11 protein-coding genes and 1 tRNA gene are annotated in these 15082 nt (G+C 42.9%); 6 read left to right on the forward strand and 6 right to left on the reverse strand.

The annotated features are described in order from the left end of the window. Positions 1-28: 28 nt before the first annotated feature. The 3 genes from dnaA to DW640_RS00080 all read right to left on the reverse strand — a co-directional run bounded on the left by dnaA (position 29) and on the right by DW640_RS00080 (position 3912). Positions 29-1441, reverse strand: coding sequence for a chromosomal replication initiator protein DnaA (gene dnaA / locus DW640_RS00070; protein WP_008759760.1), 1413 nt, complete (start codon positions 1439-1441; stop codon positions 29-31). Between the two features lie 351 nt (positions 1442-1792). Then, positions 1793-2686: an MlaD family protein gene (locus DW640_RS00075; RefSeq protein WP_008759761.1), complete on the reverse strand. Its 894-nt coding sequence runs from the start codon at positions 2684-2686 to the stop codon at positions 1793-1795. Between the two features lie 8 nt (positions 2687-2694). Then, a complete protein-coding gene (locus tag DW640_RS00080) occupies positions 2695-3912 on the reverse strand; it encodes an N-acetylmuramoyl-L-alanine amidase (protein WP_199610176.1) in 1218 nt (405 codons plus the stop codon). Between the two features lie 80 nt (positions 3913-3992). Here DW640_RS00080 and DW640_RS00085 point away from each other — a divergent pair, with 80 nt between their 5' ends. The 3 genes from DW640_RS00085 (at position 3993) to DW640_RS00095 (ending at position 8377) form a co-directional block, all read left to right on the forward strand. Next, a complete protein-coding gene (locus tag DW640_RS00085) occupies positions 3993-4946 on the forward strand; it encodes a bile acid:sodium symporter family protein (protein ID WP_199610178.1) in 954 nt (317 codons plus the stop codon). A gap of 253 nt (positions 4947-5199) precedes the next feature. Continuing rightward, complete coding sequence (locus tag DW640_RS00090) at positions 5200-6303, forward strand: YhcG family protein (protein WP_011108152.1); 1104 nt, start codon at positions 5200-5202, stop codon at positions 6301-6303. A 715-nt stretch (positions 6304-7018) separates the two neighbouring features. Further along, positions 7019-8377 (forward strand): metallophosphoesterase family protein, encoded by a 1359-nt coding sequence (locus DW640_RS00095; RefSeq protein WP_117576815.1) that lies wholly within the window; start codon positions 7019-7021, stop codon positions 8375-8377. On the opposite strand, the gene DW640_RS00100 is transcribed toward DW640_RS00095, so the two are convergent. Next, positions 8366-9529: an exo-beta-N-acetylmuramidase NamZ domain-containing protein gene (locus tag DW640_RS00100; protein WP_008759766.1), complete on the reverse strand. Its 1164-nt coding sequence runs from the start codon at positions 9527-9529 to the stop codon at positions 8366-8368. The genes DW640_RS00095 and DW640_RS00100 overlap by 12 nt on opposite strands. A gap of 75 nt (positions 9530-9604) precedes the next feature. On the opposite strand from DW640_RS00100, the gene DW640_RS00105 reads away from it, so the two are divergent. Then, positions 9605-10141, forward strand: coding sequence for an HD domain-containing protein (locus DW640_RS00105; protein ID WP_011108149.1), 537 nt, complete (start codon positions 9605-9607; stop codon positions 10139-10141). Between the two features lie 90 nt (positions 10142-10231). Next, entirely contained in the window at positions 10232-12943 is a 2712-nt protein-coding gene (locus DW640_RS00110) for a putative LPS assembly protein LptD (protein ID WP_117576817.1), read from the forward strand. Positions 12944-13066: 123 nt separating this feature from the next. Here DW640_RS00110 and ung read toward each other — a convergent pair whose 3' ends face one another. Further along, positions 13067-13729 (reverse strand): uracil-DNA glycosylase, encoded by a 663-nt coding sequence (gene ung, locus DW640_RS00115; protein WP_008759768.1) that lies wholly within the window; start codon positions 13727-13729, stop codon positions 13067-13069. A gap of 5 nt (positions 13730-13734) precedes the next feature. Continuing rightward, positions 13735-14772 carry an aspartate--ammonia ligase gene (gene asnA, locus DW640_RS00120; protein ID WP_011108145.1) on the reverse strand — a complete coding sequence of 346 codons (1038 nt, stop codon included), beginning with the start codon at positions 14770-14772 and terminating at the stop codon, positions 13735-13737. 219 nt (positions 14773-14991) lie between these two features. Here asnA and DW640_RS00125 point away from each other — a divergent pair. Further along, positions 14992-15064, forward strand: a tRNA-Arg gene (locus DW640_RS00125). Positions 15065-15082 lie beyond the last annotated feature (18 nt).

A 15082-nucleotide genomic window follows, 5' to 3' on the forward strand; every position in this document is an offset into this window, starting at 1 on the left:
ACCTATTACTTAATACCTATTACTTGAATTATGCTTTCTTCTTCAGCAACGACTCAATCTCCTGTACCTCAGCCTGAAAGCTTTTATCTACTTCCAACTGACCTTTTACAGTCTTGCAAGCATGCAGCACTGTCGCATGATCCTTATTGCCGATGAACTTACCGATTTTTGAAGTTGAGAAATCCGTATAATTCTTAGCCAGGTACATTGCAATCTGACGTGCCTGAACCACTTCTCTTTTTCTGGATTTGGTGTGAATAGCCGATGCTTCCAGATCAAAGTGCTTGCATACTACTTTCAGTATATCGTCAATGGTAACTGCTTTTGTTTCGTTGTGAACTACGCCGTGTACAATATGTTGGGCTAAATCCAAGTCTATTTCTTTGTTGAAAATAGTAGAGCGTGCCATAATGGCGATGACGATACCTTCCAGGTCTCGTACACTCTCATTTACATTTTCAGCGATATAGTCGATCACTTCCGGTGGGAATTGCAGACCGTCGCGGTGTATCTTGTTCCGCAGGATGTTTTTGCGGAGTTCGACAGTCGGTTTTTCCAGTTCTGCCACCATTCCCCATTTGAAACGGGTCAACAGACGTTCTTCCATACCCTGCAATAATACAGGGGCACGGTCGGAAGTCAGTATAAGCTGCTTTCCGTTTTGATGTAAATGATTGAAGATATGGAAGAAAGTATTTTGAGTTTTCGTTACTCCGGCAAATTCCTGAATATCATCAATGATTAATACATCAATTGTCTGGTAGAAGTTGATAAAGTCGTTGGTCGTGTTATTACGTACGGAGTCTGTATATTGCACTTGAAACAGATGTGCCGAAACATACAATACTCTTTTATCGGCATATAATTCTTTGATTTTAGTACCGATTGCGTTTGCCAGGTGTGTTTTCCCCACTCCGGACGCTCCGTAAAGGAACAATGGATTGAAGGCAGTACCTGCTGGATTTTGCGCAACCGCTTCTGCTACGCTTCTTGAAAGTTTGTTGCTGTATCCTTCTATAAAGTTCTCGAAGTTATAGTTCGGGTTCAAGTGCGGGTCTAAGTCCTGTACGGCAGGAGCTTTCAGGAAACTGGGCGCCTTGTTGCCACCGACGATGCTTTTAGGAGTAACAGCTGTAGAACGATTGCTTGCTTCGAGATTCACGGTTTGATTCGGAATCGAAGTCTTGTCGACCATGACGTTATACATTAACTTGGTGCCTTCGCCAATAGCTTTGTACAATGTCTTTCGCAGCAAATCCACGAATTTCTCTTCCAGTATTTCATAGAAAAACTGGCTCGGGATCTGTACGATCAATGTTTTGTCCTCATATTTTAATGGAACAATCGGGGCAAACCAAGTATTATATGTCGTCTCTGGAACATTGTCTTTAATTACTTCGAGACAGCGGTTCCAAAGTACAACATGATTTGATTCAATCATAGTGACTTTAATACATTTATTAAATTAAGCGAAACTTCTACGTTTGCAAAATTGGGAATCTTATTTGGAAAAAACAAATTAGCTTTTTCTTGTTTTTCTCGGGCAAACAATAATGTGTTTACTTTCAATGACTTATAGAATTGTGTTGGAACACTGTCTGTTTCCCCTCTCTTGCAAAATTATAAGTATCTGTATTTTAGTTGTTTATCGTTTTATTCTTACTCTTTTATACTTCCCGTACTTGTTTGTACGGGAATATTATTTCGGTCTGTAGATAGACTTTTGCAGAGGTTATACTCCCTTTTATATACCGCCTGCTTATTTAGATAAAATCTATATAAGAAAGATTTGCTACTTGTCTTTCTTCCCGAATAAAGAGAAATGAACGTACCGTTTGGGGTGTGCTTTCAGGTCTTCCAGTAAGCTCGCCGCATTCTCTGTGGTAGCGTTCAGATTGTTATATAAAGCAGGGTCGTTGAAGAGCAGTCCGATAGTGTTATCTTTGCTGTTCAACTTCTCTGTAATCATTTTTACGTTAGCGAGTGTTGCGTCAACTTTTTGGAAAATGGCGCTGTAGTCCACTTCCTTCAAGTTACCGCTGATCGCTACAAAATTATCTCCGATGGTATTGAGCTTGCCGGTCAGCTGGGGGATGTCCTTACTCATGAGTCCTTTCATCTGAGAGCTGACTACAGCAAGATTGGCGGTAGTCGTTTCGATAGAGTGCAGCGTAGAAGGGATGCTCTTGTCACCTACGATGTTGTTCAGTGAGGTGAGGATGGAATCCAGTTTCGGTAACATACTCTCAATTTGGGGCATGAGTTTCGCTACGCTTTCCATCATTCCGTTGTTCAATGTGCCGGGGATGGTGTCGCCTATGGCATATTTCTCACGCGGGTTGTTGGCGAGAAGAATATTCATGCGTACGCCTCCCATCAGTTCGGATACAAGTTCTGCGCTACTTCCTTTCGGGATGCGGAGTTCGGTGTCCAGTTCGACTTCAACGATCACATTTCCGGGATTTACATAGTCATATTCGATGTCGCGTACAATACCTACACGAACGCCATCAGCAAAAACAGGGCTCGACTTGGTCAGTCCGTTTACATTCTGAAACTTGGCATAGAAATAGCTTGAAGGCTGAAACATATGTATGCCTTTCAGCCAATTAATTCCATAGACAAGCACGCATAATGCTACGATACCTGCAATTCCTATTCGAACTTCTTTTGTAATGTACTTCATTTTATTTTCTATTTATTTCTTCTTTTTTTAAATTCGGCTATCGCTTCGTTGACATTCATCTTTTCGCCGTTTCGGAAGGCGATGATGAATGCGTCTTTGAATTGTGCCGAGATGGTACGCTTGGTGCGTAATACTTTATTGTAATCACTGGAAGCGCCATACGTATATTTGTACAGTCCTTTTTCTTTGTAATAATCCACATCCTTCAGTCCTTTCAGTCGTTTGTCATTCTTAGTAAGAGGCTTTGAGGAGGTGAGTATCTGTATCTTAAACGTTATTTCGCTGTCATTGGTTGCGCTTTCTGAGACAATAGGTCGTTTGGGAACTGTTTTTGTGGCGGTGGCGGGTGTTGTACTTGCTTCGGCCATCAGTTCCCTTTGTTCCGGAGCGCTTGTTGCCGGTTCTTCGGTTGGGATAATTGTTTTGCTGGCTCCGGTCAGGCGTATCTCCTGTTCTCTTTTGTAGTTTAAGAATGCGTGGTAGATGCCTTTGGCCATTGTGTTGGCTCCGGCTTCCGAGTTGAGATAGCGTTCTTCTTCCGGAGTTGAGATGAAGCCCAATTCTACCAGGATACTTGGCATGGCGCTTGCTTTCAGCACCAGGAATCCGGCTTGATGCACTCCGCGGTCTACCCGTTTGCAGGTATGGCGGAATTGCTTCTGTACAAGTGATGCCAGATGTACGCTTTGTTCCATGTATTTATCCTGCATAAATTCGAAGATAATGTAGGATTCCGCCGAGTTCGGGTTGAAGCCGGCGTATCTGGTCTGATAGTCGCTTTCATAGAGGATTACCGAGTTCTCTCGTTTGGCTACTTCCAGATTGGCATCGGATTTGGCCAGACCCAGTGTCCATGTAGAAGCTCCTTTGGCGGTGCGGTTTTTTGCCAGAGCGTTGGTGTGGACAGAGATAAAGAGATCGGCTTTTGCGTTATTGGCTATTTCTGCCCGTCGGTCCAGGGGGATAAAGACATCCCTGCTGCGGGTATAGATCACTTTGACGTCATCGCAGTTTTTTTTGATCAGGTTTCCCAGTTTCAGTGCGACGTTCAGATTGATGTTTTTCTCTTTGGATATTTTCCCGATGGCACCGGGGTCGTGACCGCCATGTCCGGCATCGATGACTACTACGAAATCTTTCCCCCATAAATCGCCGATACATAGGGGAGAAGCAAGTAGCCAGAGGCAGATTGATATATATAATATGTAGGTTCTATGCGGTTTCATATTTAAATACGATGCAAATGTAGTAGAATTTTGCAGAAAACTCATGATTTACACTTAAGTTTTGTGTTTTTTTCGGTTTAATGGTAGCTTTTCTCCCGAAATCTCTGTTACTTTGCACCTCCAAGAAAAAATATACGACGATGCTTAAGTTTTTGAAGAATTGGACGTTGCCTATTGCGATGCTGGTAGGTGCTGTCGGTTATCCGATATTTATCTACTTTTCTTTTCTGACTCCCTATCTTATCTTTACGATGTTACTGTTGACTTTCTGTAAGGTATCACCGCATGATTTGAAGCCTAAACCGTTGCACGCATGGTTGTTGCTGATTCAGATCGGGGGTGCTTTCCTTGCTTATTTATTGCTTTACCGTTTCAATAAGATTGTAGCGGAGGGGGTGATGGTATGTATTATTTGTCCTACGGCTACGGCTGCTGCGGTGATTACTTCCAAGTTGGGAGGGAGTGCGGCAAGTCTGACTACTTATACATTGTTGGGTAATATCGGTGCTGCTATTGCGGTGCCTATTCTCTTCCCTTTGATAGAGGTAAATCCGGATGTAAGTTTTTGGGGAGCATTTTGGGTTATTTTGAGTAAGGTGTTCCCCTTGTTGATCTGTCCTTTCCTTGCAGCATGGCTGTTGAGTAAATTCCTGCCGAAAGTGCATCAGAAGTTACTGGGATATCATGAACTCGCCTTTTATTTGTGGGCGGTCTCTTTGGCTATTGTGACGGCTCAGACCCTGTATTCGTTACTGAACGATCCTGCGGATGGTTTCACGGAAATAATGATTGCGGTCGGTGCCTTGATTGCCTGTTGCTTGCAGTTTTTTTGGGGAAAGACTATCGGCTCGGTCTATAATGACCGCATCAGTGGCGGGCAGGCACTGGGGCAGAAGAATACGATTCTTGCTATCTGGATGGCGCATACTTATCTGAACCCGTTATCGTCTGTTGCTCCCGGTTCGTATGTCCTGTGGCAAAATATCATCAATAGCTGGCAGTTGTGGAAGAAGAGAAAGAAAGAGATAAAATAGTGAATATAAGATATTGATATTTAGTTATTTGTTGTTTGTATCTCTCTTTTCCTTTGTTTTTCCTATTTTCCTACTTATATAGAGGAGCGTATAGATAGCTATCATTATGGTTCAACAGAATATGATTCGGCTGTAGGAGCATTGTTCCTTCCATGAACAGCAAAATATGTATGCTGGCGAAAAGAGAAAAACACCTTTGTTTTCTTTTCGCCAGCATTATTTTTGTACTTTTGTCGCATATAACAAAACGCAAATGGATATAAATCAGAATTATAGAGAAGCGGTAAAGACCATAAAAGAAGCTATTCTGCGCAGCCAGTACCGTGCAGCCACATCGGTGAACAAAGAACAGCTATCTCTTTATTACGGCATCGGACGTTACGTGTCGAAAAATTCCCGTATAGGCTTTTGGGGTAAAGGAGCAATAGAGCAAATATCTTCTCTGTTGCAAAAAGAATTGCCGGGGCTAAGGGGATTTTCAACTTCGAATATAAAGAATATGCGAGTTTTCTATGAAGAATGGGAACCTGTTCTAAATCGCCAGCCACTGGCTGGCGATTTGGTATTAGATGAAAAATTGCTGTTGAGCGTAATTCGCCAGCCACTGGCTGATGAATTTAACTGGTCAGACTTCTTTTCAATCGGCTTTAGTCATCATACCGAAATAATATCCAAAGCTAAAACTTTGGAAGCAAGGCTATTTTATATACATGAGTGCGCTATTCGCTATTGGAGTAAATACACTTTAAGGGATTACTTAAAAGCAGACCTGTACAGCCACCGGGGAACTTTGCCTAACAATTTCGCACAAACATTGCCTGATACTAAGCAAGCGCTAAAAGCTGTTTGTTCATTCAAAGATGAATACTTGCTTGATTTCATCAATGTGGAGGAACTGGATGAGCAGGAAGAGGATTTAGACGAAAAGATAGTAGAAAAGTCGATTGTTGCCAACGTGAAGAAGTTTATTATGACTTTTGGGCAGGATTTCAGTTTTATAGGCAATCAATATCGTGTTGAAGTGGCTGGAGAGGAAATGTTCATTGATTTGTTGTTTTTCAATCGGGAACTTAATTCTTTAGTGGCGGTTGAATTGAAGTCCGGGAAATTCCGCAGTTCGTATTTAGGACAACTGAATACTTATCTTTCCGCTTTGGATTCATATGTGAGAAAACCGCACGAGAATCCCTCTATCGGAATAATACTTTGCAGAGAAATGAATCAAACTTTTGTAGAATTTGCAGTTCGTGATTATAACAAGCCGATGGGAGTCGCTACTTACCGTACATCCAAAGATATGCCGGAACGACTTCGTAACGCCTTGCCTGACATTGAGGAACTGAGAAAGTTATTGTAGAGCGAAAGCCTATCTCTTTTTTGGCAGGTAATTTCCTTTTGTTGCCTTTGTACACGAAGCCCACCACTAAGCGATTTTCTTCGTTTTTTTGTTACCTGCTATTAGTAATAGGTGGATTTATTTGCTGATAATCAGATTTGTATGGTGATGTGTTAATATGTGGCAAAATATTATTAATAGCTGGCAATTGTGGAAGAAGAGAAAAACAAGAGACTGAAGCTACCTTACTGCTGATAGTTTCCTATTGTAGAAATTGTTTTTTGCTTGATGAAACTTTAGTTTCATCGTCTTGAAACTGGAGTTTCCTCTGCTTGAAACTTTGGTTTCTTCAGCTTGGAACTAAAGTTTCTGCGGCTTGAAACTATTGGTTTCAATGCTTTGGAACTATAGTTTCATCGCATGGAAACCAACTAGACTAAGCTATTCTTTGATTTATCATTCCAAGGAGCAATATATGATAGTAGCAGGATATGACAGCAAAGCGTGACGGCATTGTGACAACAAAATGTGCTGTCACAATGCTGTCACGCCCTGCTGTCACCTCTTTATTAGCTTATAATCAGTGTGTTATTTAGCTTTTGGTGACAGATGACAGCAATTTTAGATATTTAAATTCTCATGTAGAGGTGAATTTGTTAAAGGTTAAAAAAGGACATAATTTCCGATTTATGGGACACTATATTTATCTTTGCTACCAGTTTTTAAAATCGGAAAAATGAAGATTACGAAGAAGAAAATAGCTTGGGGCATCGTTCTCCTGATATTGATTGTCGGTGGTGTCATTTGTAAGATACGCTGGAAAGTCTGGTTCCACAATATCCCTGAAATACGCTATGTGCTGACGGAAGACCCGCAACGGGTATTTCTGACATTCGGAAATGACGGCGAACTGTCCCGTAATGTGAGCTGGGTGTGCGGAGGCGTTTCCAAGCAGGCAAAGCTGGAATATACAAAGATCGGTTCCGGAGATACTCTTCTCGTTGACGGCTCTTCCAAATTTCTCCGTACACTGGGCGGGTTCGGTTATGCCAACTGGGCAAAATTTAAAGAACTCTCTTATGGCGATTCCTACTCTTATCGGGTATGGAATGACGATCGCTCATCCGATTGGTATTCGTTCACGATGCAACCCGATTCGACTGATCATTTCTCCTTTGTATTTATAGGTGACGTGCAGGATACTTTGCGTGGAAAGACACGTGGCTTTATGGAAAATGTGCGCCATCGCTATCCGCAGGCGGACTTCTATATGTTTGCCGGTGACTTTGCAGAGCGTCCGATGAACTGTTACTGGGATGAAGCCTATCAGAGCGTGGATTCCATAGCTCCCACCAAACCGATATTGGTTTCTCCGGGAAATCATGAATATGTAAAAGGACTGGTACGTGTTTTGGAGAAACGATTTGCTTATGTCTTTTCTTATCTGCTCGAATCGAGGTATAAAAATAATAATGTATATTCTGTTGATTACAACGATGCCACTATCATCACGCTGGATAGTAACCGTGATCCTTGGTTCCTCTTCTCTCAACGGGAATGGCTGGAGAAAACGCTGAAGGCTTCGAAAAAGAAATGGAAGATCGTCATGCTCCATCACCCGGTATATTCTATAAAAGGTAAGACGAACAACCTTGCCGTGCGCTGGATGTTCGACGGGCTGTTCCGTGAATATGGAGTAGACTTAGTGCTTCAGGGACATGAGCATAACTATGCCCGTATGACTAATAAGAACGATGAGGGCGAAATGACCACCCCGTTGTATCTGGTAAGCCACGCTTCCCCGAAGAGTTACCGTCTATCTTTCAATGATAAGTATGATCGTTTCGGGACGAACCGCCGTTTCTACCAGCATATCGACGTGACGGGAGACACGCTCCGGATGCAAGCTTATCTGGAGAATGACTCACTGTACGATGATGTCTGTATTGTGAAGAACGCTTCCGGCACTCAAATCATTGATAATGCAAAAGACATTCCGGAGATACTTGAAATGCCTGCAAGGTTGAGTGGAAAGAAAGCCGAAGAGTTCGAACGGAATGCTGAGAAGTGGAGGAACCGTTCCTTAGTAAAGTAAATACTTCTGTCTCATATCACGGTAGGTCTGCAACTCCTTTTGCCAGCTGTCACGGATTTCCTCTTCCGATTCTCCTTTAAGGATCGCTTTGCGTACCGAATCCGTTCCCATCAGTAAGTCAAACCATCGGGGACGGGAGAAGAATGCTGCGCCTTCGCCGGATAAACGGTAGAAACGCAGAAAGTAACGGAGCGTGAAACCGTTTACGTCTGTTACGTTCCGTAAATCTTCGCCATAACAAGTGACTCCTTTGTGCATCGGATTTTTGTCGAATCCCGGCAGGGAGCGCGGAGTGAAGGCAAAATCGCCATACTTTTTGTTAGGTGCGCCTAACACCTGAAAAGGAAAGGTCGTTCCGCGTCCCACACTGACACGTGTTGCTTCAAAAGGGCAAAGTGAGGCATAAAGGCGGATGGATTGTGCATTGGGCAAGTTGGGAGACGGTTTCACGGGAAGTACATAGGGCTGTCCGTGTTTCCACCCTTTTACGGGAATCACAGTCAGCGGACAAGTCTTTGCCTGGGTAGTCATCCATCCTTCTCCATTGATCATCTGCGCCAGCTCTCCGATAGTACAACCGTGAAGAACCGGCAAAGGCAGCATTCCGACAAAACTTTTATATCCGGCTTTTAATACAGGTCCCTCTACGTAATCGCATGGATTGGGGCGGTCCAGTATAATCATCTCTTTTTTGTTTTCCGCACAAGCTTCCATTACATAATACATCGTACTGATATATGTATAGAAACGTGCGCCCACATCCTGGATGTCGAACAAGATTACATCGATATCTTTCAGTTGGGCGGCAGTCGGCTTTTTATTATCTCCGTAGAGCGAGACGATGGTTACTCCCGTACGGCTGTCTTTTCCGTCTTTTACTGTTTCACCGGCATCCGCGTTGCCGCGGAAACCGTGTTCCGGTGCAAAGACTTTCACTATATCGATTTTTTGTTTTAATAAAGTATCCAGCAGATGAATTGGCTCTGTGCCGACGATGGAAGTGTGGTTTACCACCATTCCTACCCGCTTTCCTTTGATTAACGGCAGGTATTGATCCATACGCTCGGCACCCGTAATTACTTTTCCACTGGCGTATGTAGAACACAGTATTATGAACAGAGAGAAAAGAATGAGGGAACTTCTGGCTTGCATATCAGTAAATTTTTGTAATATTGCACAAAAATATCATTTATCAGTAAGGGAACAAGTAATAACTAGTGAAAAAGTATGAATCCAATAGAAATCATCGACAAATTTTATCCGCAGGATACGGAACAACGACACATTCTACTAATACATAGCCTTTCTGTAGCCCAAAAAGCTTTGAAGATTGTAGATGCACATCCTAACTTACCTATCAACCGCAGCTTTGTCAGAGAAGCCGCGCTTCTGCACGATATAGGAATCTTTATGACCGATGCTCCCACCATCCAATGTTTCGGAGAGCATCCCTACATCGCACACGGTTATCTGGGTGCAGACCTTTTGCGAAAAGAAGGTTTTGAACGCCATGCACTGGTTTGCGAACGTCACACCGGAGCCGGACTGACACTGGAAGAAATCATAGAACGCCAGCTTCCTGTTCCTCATCGTGAGATGGTGCCCGTCACTCTGGAAGAGCAAATAATCTGTTTTGCCGATAAATTCTTTTCTAAAACTCATCTTGACGAAGAAAAGACAGTAGAAAAAGCCCGGAAAAGCATTGCAAAATATGGTGAAGAAGGTCTAAACCGCTTTGATGGGTGGTGCTCTTTGTTTTTATAGCACTAAAAAATAATTAAATAACGGAGATTCTCACGCATTATTGATGAAGATTGTGTACTTTTGCCACTTCAAGCGTAAAACTATTAGTTAATGGCGCCATTGAGAGCAAAAATAATTATATCATTCATATTGCTGATTGTCTTGCTGATGCTTCCTGATGAGGCTACGTCTCAGCGTCGAAGAAGAGGGATGATTGCCTCCAACACTGCACAAACGGATTCCCTTAACAGGAAAGATTCGTTAGGGGCGGATACAGTTGTGGTACGCGTCGACTCTGTAGCACCGACAAAGAAACAACCGCTCGATGCACCGGTTATTTATGAATCTAACGACTCCACCACTTTTACATTGGGAGGTGCCGCTACGCTTTATGGTAGCGGCAAAGTCAACTATCAGAACATTGAGCTGGCAGCGGAAGTGATTTCCATGAATCTGGACAGTAGTACAGTACACGCCTATGGTATTAAAGACACAACGGGAACGATCAAAGGTAAACCTGTCTTTAAAGAAGGTGAAACTGCATACGATACAGAAACAATCAGCTATAACTTCAAGAGCAAAAAAGCGGGAATCACCGATATTATCACTCAGCAGGGTGAAGGTTATGTGACCGGTAGCAGAGCCAAGAAGGGAGCAAATGATGAAATCTTTATGGAGCACGGTCGCTACACGACTTGTGATCATCATGACCATCCTCACTTCTACATGCAGCTGACAAGAGCCAAAGTGCGCCCCAAGAAGAATGTAGTGACAGGACCTGCCTATCTTGTGGTGGAAGATGTTCCCCTGCCGTTGGCTGTGCCGTTTTTCTTCTTCCCTTTCTCCAGCAGCTATTCTTCGGGTTTCATTATGCCGACGTATATGGATGATTCAAGCCGTGGTTTCGGTCTGGCGGAAGGCGGATATTACTTTGCTATGAGTGACATCATGGACTTGAAGCTGACAGGAGATATATTCACGAAAGGTTCATGGCGGCTTTCCGGATTGACCAATTATAATAAGAGGTACAAATACTCCGGTACATTGCAGGCGGATTATCAGGTGACCAAGACCGGAGACAAAGGAATGCCGGATTATACGGTTGCCAAAGACTTCAAGGTAGTGTGGAACCACCGTCAGGATGCCAAGGCAAGTCCGAACAGTACTTTCTCCGCCAGTGTGAACTTCTCTACCAGTAGTTACGAACGATCTAACATCAACAACCTTTATAACTCCCAGTTGTTGACTCAGAATACAAAGACATCAAGTATCAGTTACTCCCGTAGTTTCCCCGATATCGGTCTGACCTTGTCTGGAACGACCAATATTGCGCAGACCATGCGTGACTCATCCATTGCAGTAACGCTTCCTGACCTTAATATTACATTGAGCCGTCTGTTTCCCTTCAAGCGGAAGAAGGCTGCCGGAGCCGAGCGTTGGTATGAGAAGATTTCTGTCAGCTATACAGGACGTCTGACGAACAGTATCCGTACTAAAGACGACCGTCTGTTCAAGACCGGCATCAGCGGATGGGAAAATGCGATGAACCATAATATTCCTGTCAGTGCTACTTTTACACTGTTCAAGTATTTGCAGGTCAATCCTTCGGTGAATTATACGGAGCGTTGGTACACCCGCAAGATAAATCAGACGTATAATGAGGAAACAGGGCGTTTGGAACAGAATCTGAATGATACTATTAATGGCTTTTATCGTGTTTCCAACTATTCAGCCAGTTTGTCTTTAAGTACTAAACTGTATGGTATGTACAAACCTCTTTTCATGAAGAAGAAAGAGATACAGATTCGCCACGTTGTCACTCCGCAGGTTGGTATCAGTGGTGCTCCTGCATTTAGTAAATACTGGGAAGAGTATACGGATAATAACGGAAATACTCAGTATTATTCACCCTATACGGGACAGCCTTTTGGAGTCCCTTCACGTGAGGGTTCGGGAACGGTTAGTTTCTCGATTGCTAATAATCTGGAGATGAAATATTATGATGCTAAGAAGGATACATTAAAGAAAGTCAGCTTGATTGATGATTTGAGTGTGAATATGTCATATAATATGGCTGCAAAGGAAAAGCCATGGAGCCCCTTGAGTATGAATCTTCGACTGAAACTGACAAAGAATTATACTTTCAATATGAATGCATCATTTGCTACTTACGCTTATACGTTTGATAAAAGTGGTAATGTGGTCGAAGGTAATCGAACTGAATGGTCGTATGGACGTTTCGGACGTTTTCAGGGGTATGGTTCTTCTTTTAACTATACCTTTAATAACGATACCTGGAAAAAGTGGTTCGGTCCGAAGGAAGACGCTGAACAGGATAAGAATAAGAAGGATTCTGAAGATGGAGACGGAGAAGATTCTGAAGGAACGGAAGATGGAACTACGACCAAGAAGGTAGAGAAGGCGCAAGCCGACCCGGACGGTTATCAGGTATTCAAGATGCCTTGGTCTTTAAGTTTCAGTTATTCATTCAATATTCGTGAGGACAGGACTAAGCCTATCAACCGTTATTCAATGCGTTATCCGTTTACTTATACCCACAATATTAATATGAATGGTAATGTGAAGATTTCCAATAACTGGTCGCTTTCATTCAATTCGGGTTATGACTTTCAGGCAAAAGAGATTACGCAGACTTCCTGTACGATCTCACGTGACCTGCACTGCTTTAACCTTTCTGCCAGCCTTTCACCATTCGGACGCTGGAAATACTACAATGTTACCATTCGTGCCAATGCAAGTATCCTTCAGGACTTGAAGTATGAGCAGAGAAGTCAGACGCAAAGTAATATTCAGTGGTATTAATGAAGGAAATAAAGAATAGAGAATAAGTCCGGAAGGATAAGATATAAAAAAGCGGCTGCATGATCTTTTGTGATGATGCAGCCGTTTTTCTTTATGTCTCAATCCGGTCTATCGGATTTGGTATTACCATATTATTTCCGTTTCTCCGTTTGCTTTCAGATAATCGTTTGCACGGCTGAAGTGTTTGTTTCCGAAGAAACCATTGTAGGCAGAAAGGGGAGAGGGATGAGCAGAGCTAAGTACCAGATGCTTGTTGCGGTCGATGAAAGCTCCTTTTCGTTGAGCATAAGCTCCCCACAGGATAAATACAAGATGTTCCCGTTCTTCTGCTAATGCGCGGATAGCGGCATCTGTAAAAGCTTCCCATCCACGATTCTGATGAGAGCCTGCCTGATGAGCGCGTACAGTCAGAGTAGCGTTGAGCAATAATACTCCTTGCTCAGCCCAGCGAGTCAAGTTTCCGGTAGTAGGAGCGTCTGTACCTATGTCTGCCTTTATCTCTTTAAAGATGTTGACCAAAGAAGGAGGGAAGGGTACTCCGTCGTTTACAGAGAAACAGAGCCCGTGTGCCTGCCCCGGTCCGTGGTACGGGTCTTGTCCGATGATTACTACCTTCACTTTGTCGAAAGGACAGAGGTTGAAGGCGTTGAAAATAAGTTTTCCCGGAGGGAAAATCTGATACTGGCTATATTCACTTTTTACGAATTCTGTCAGTGTGCGAAAGTAATCTTTTTCAAATTCAGGCTGTAAGTGTGTTTTCCAGCTTTCTTCTATTTGTACGTTCATAGCTATTATATAAGGTGTATATCAAGTTCTTCACATTCTTTACGCATATCTTCGGGCCAGATACTGGCTTGTATTTCTCCGATATGAGCTTTGCGAAGGTAAAACATACACAAACGGGATTGACCGATACCGCCACCGATAGATAGTGGAAGTGTGTCGTCCATTAATCGTTTGTGGAAATAAAGTTTCAGTCTCTCTTCTTCGTTTTCTTCTTTGAGCTGGCGTTGTAGCGCTTCTCTGTCTACACGAACACCCATAGAGGATAGTTCGATGGAGCGTTGCAGTACATCATCCCAAAGTAAAAGGTCACCGTTCAGTCCGGGCAGGTTGTTCAGGCCGGTGGATGTGTAGTCATCATAGTCCGGTGCACGTCCGTCATGTTTTTTGCCGTCGCTTAGCTTGCAACCGATACCGATGATAAATACGGCACCGTATTTTTGGCAGATGGCATGCTCGCGGCATTTGGGTTCCAGGTTCGGATAGAGTTGGCGTAGTTCTTCCGAATGGATAAAATGTAATTTCTGGGGCAGACAAGGTTTGATCTGCGGATACATTTCATATACCATGTATTCTGTACGGATCATGGCAGCGTAGATACGATTTACGATCTCTTTCAGGAATTCTACGTTTCTGTCCTCGTTGGTGATGACACGTTCCCAGTCCCATTGGTCTACATAGAGCGAATGGAGGTTTCCGAGTTCTTCATCAGAACGGATGGCGTTCATGTCGGTATAGATACCGTATCCCGGTTCGATATTGTAATCGGCGAGAGTTAATCTTTTCCATTTGGCTAATGAATGAACGACTTCTGCTTGTGCGTCACCTAAATCCTTGATAGGGAATGAAACGGGACGTTCTATACCATTCAAATCGTCATTGATACCCATCCCTTTCAATACGAAAAGAGGGGCTGTCACGCGTCTGAGGCGTAATTCGGATGACAAGTTTAACTGGAAGAACTCTTTTATTTGTTTGATTCCCAACTCTGTTTGTTTTAAGTCGAGTAACGGTTTATAGTTCTTTGGTTTTATCAAGTAACTCATAGGATTGTTGATTGTTAATTGTCGGCAAAGATAGGAATAATATTGATATCTGTATTGGATAATCTCTAAAAGATTGTCAAATTGATAAAGTATATGCTCTAAAGCATTTCAAAATAACAGAATGTTAAGGGGCGATACTGACTTAAGAACTATAAAAAAAGATGAATCATTAGGAAGATGAGAAGATTTTTTATACTTTTGTCATCGCATTTAGGAAATGGCCCCGTAGCTTAGTGAATAGAGCGTCAGATTCCGGTTCTGAAGGTCGTGCGTTTGAATCGCACCGGGGTCACATAAAAATCCCTTGATA

The organism is Bacteroides sp. AM23-12, from assembly GCF_003434395.1.
Taxonomy (GTDB): domain Bacteria; phylum Bacteroidota; class Bacteroidia; order Bacteroidales; family Bacteroidaceae; genus Bacteroides; species Bacteroides thetaiotaomicron.

What these genes read in the sequence shown, in the direction of transcription:
- DW640_RS00095 (WP_117576815.1), top strand. Translation starts at nt 7,019, where the DNA reads ATGAAGATTACGAAGAAGAAAATAGCTTGGGGCATCGTTCTCCTGATA.
- DW640_RS00110 (WP_117576817.1), top strand. Translation starts at nt 10,232, where the DNA reads ATGGCGCCATTGAGAGCAAAAATAATTATATCATTCATATTGCTGATT.
- DW640_RS00080 (WP_199610176.1), bottom strand. Translation starts at nt 3,912, where the DNA reads ATGAAACCGCATAGAACCTACATATTATATATATCAATCTGCCTCTGG.
- DW640_RS00090 (WP_011108152.1), top strand. Translation starts at nt 5,200, where the DNA reads ATGGATATAAATCAGAATTATAGAGAAGCGGTAAAGACCATAAAAGAA.
- DW640_RS00105 (WP_011108149.1), top strand. Translation starts at nt 9,605, where the DNA reads ATGAATCCAATAGAAATCATCGACAAATTTTATCCGCAGGATACGGAA.
- asnA (WP_011108145.1), bottom strand. Translation starts at nt 14,772, where the DNA reads ATGAGTTACTTGATAAAACCAAAGAACTATAAACCGTTACTCGACTTA.
- DW640_RS00075 (WP_008759761.1), bottom strand. Translation starts at nt 2,686, where the DNA reads ATGAAGTACATTACAAAAGAAGTTCGAATAGGAATTGCAGGTATCGTA.
- DW640_RS00085 (WP_199610178.1), top strand. Translation starts at nt 3,993, where the DNA reads ATGGTAGCTTTTCTCCCGAAATCTCTGTTACTTTGCACCTCCAAGAAA.
- DW640_RS00100 (WP_008759766.1), bottom strand. Translation starts at nt 9,529, where the DNA reads ATGCAAGCCAGAAGTTCCCTCATTCTTTTCTCTCTGTTCATAATACTG.
- ung (WP_008759768.1), bottom strand. Translation starts at nt 13,729, where the DNA reads ATGAACGTACAAATAGAAGAAAGCTGGAAAACACACTTACAGCCTGAA.
- dnaA (WP_008759760.1), bottom strand. Translation starts at nt 1,441, where the DNA reads ATGATTGAATCAAATCATGTTGTACTTTGGAACCGCTGTCTCGAAGTA.